A 1,599-nucleotide genomic window follows, 5' to 3' on the forward strand; every position below is an offset into this window, starting at 1 on the left:
TTACAACGCGGATGGTTTGACTGAAACTGTCGAAAAAGTAAAAGCGCTTGGCGCAGAAGTAGCGAGTGCTGTTGGGAATGTTGCTGAAGAATCGCATGCTGAAGAGTTAGTTGCTTTGGCAAAGTCTACCTTTGGTGGTATGGATATTGCGGTAAACAATGCGGGTATTGCTCCGAAGTTGATGCCGTTTACGCAGATCGATGAGAAAACCTTGCAGNACCAATTGGATGTAAATCTAAAGGGCGTTGCTTTCGGTATGAAGCACCAGATGCGTATGATGGCTGGCCAAAAAGATGGGGCCATTCTAAACGTGGCATCAATGGCAGGTTTAGGCGCGACGCCAATGGGTGGTTCTTATGGTGCCGCGAAGCATGCTGTTGTAGGTATGACAAAAACGGCTGCTGTGGAAATGGGTGCAATGAATGTGCGAGTGAATGCGATTTGCCCATTCTTTACTTCAACGCCAATGGTGGATAACCCGATTCTTAATCCGAATGGTGATGAGAAAGAATTAAACAAGACGCTTGCGCGTGGTTGTCCGCTTAAGCGTATTGCGCGTGTTGAGGAAATCGTAAACGTGATGGTGATGATGTTGTCGCCAGCGAACACGTATATGAACGGAATAGCGGTTCCGGTCGATGGTGGTATGTCTGCTATGTAGTTAAATAGCTACTGCGATTGCTTAGGCTGTGTTGAAAGCTTGTTCGCTTTGCTCATTTACGTATATGTAAACTCCGCTTTCTCACAAACTTTCGCCTTGCCTATGCTGCTCTCGTGACGCTATTCGGATACTGCGTGCATCATTTCCGCAGACAAGGTGAATCGCGAAGCGAGAGAGGGCGCCCTGGGGTGGACGGGAACCTACTGTTGTATAAAGAGGTAAATTCAGGATCACTTGGAGTGTTCCTGAATCATAAAAGAATCATTCGAGCGTTTATCGTCTCTCGTAAAGCGTTCTGCATACATAACAACTGGAGAAAAATAACATGTCAGATTCACGCGAGTATGACGTCATTATTTGGGGTGCGAGTAGTTTTACTGGCCGCTTAGTAGCCGAATTTTATTTAAGTACTTATGGCCTCAATGGCGAGCTTAAGTGGGCGATGGCTGGACGTAATCAAGCTAAGCTCGAGGAAGTTCGTGCAGGTCTAAATGATGGCCAAGGCACTAACGATATACCAATCCTAATTGCGGATAGTCACGACGAAGCTAGCTTGAAAGACTTAGTCAGTAAGACGAAAGTTATTTGTACGACTGTTGGTCCATATGCTTTGTATGGGAACGAACTTGTTGCGGCTTGTGTTGAAGCCGGTACGGATTATTGTGACCTTGCTGGTGAAACGCAGTGGATTCGTCGAATGATCGATCAACACCATGAACGCGCTCAAGAAACGGGTGCGCGTATTATTCATTGTTGTGGCTTTGACTCTATTCCATCTGACTTGGGCACTTACTTTGTTCAGAACAAAGTGAAGGAGCTTAAAGGCGAATACGCGAAAGCGATCAAGGTTCGAGTGAAGTCAATGAAAGGTGGTGCGAGTGGTGGCACGATTGCAAGTATCAATAACGTGCTCGCTGAAGTAGCGGATGACAAAGAGC

The 1,599-nt window shown here is 46.4% G+C and carries 2 protein-coding genes; both read left to right on the forward strand.

The annotated features are described in order from the left end of the window. On the forward strand, positions 1–661 hold a 661-nt coding region (locus A3762_RS02230), incomplete at its 5' end, for an SDR family NAD(P)-dependent oxidoreductase (RefSeq protein WP_068753901.1). A 325-nt stretch (positions 662–986) separates the two neighbouring features. After that, the coding region (locus A3762_RS02235; RefSeq protein WP_197468951.1) for a trans-acting enoyl reductase family protein at positions 987–1,599 on the forward strand (613 nt) is incomplete at its 3' end.

This window comes from Oleiphilus sp. HI0125 (genome assembly GCF_001635355.1).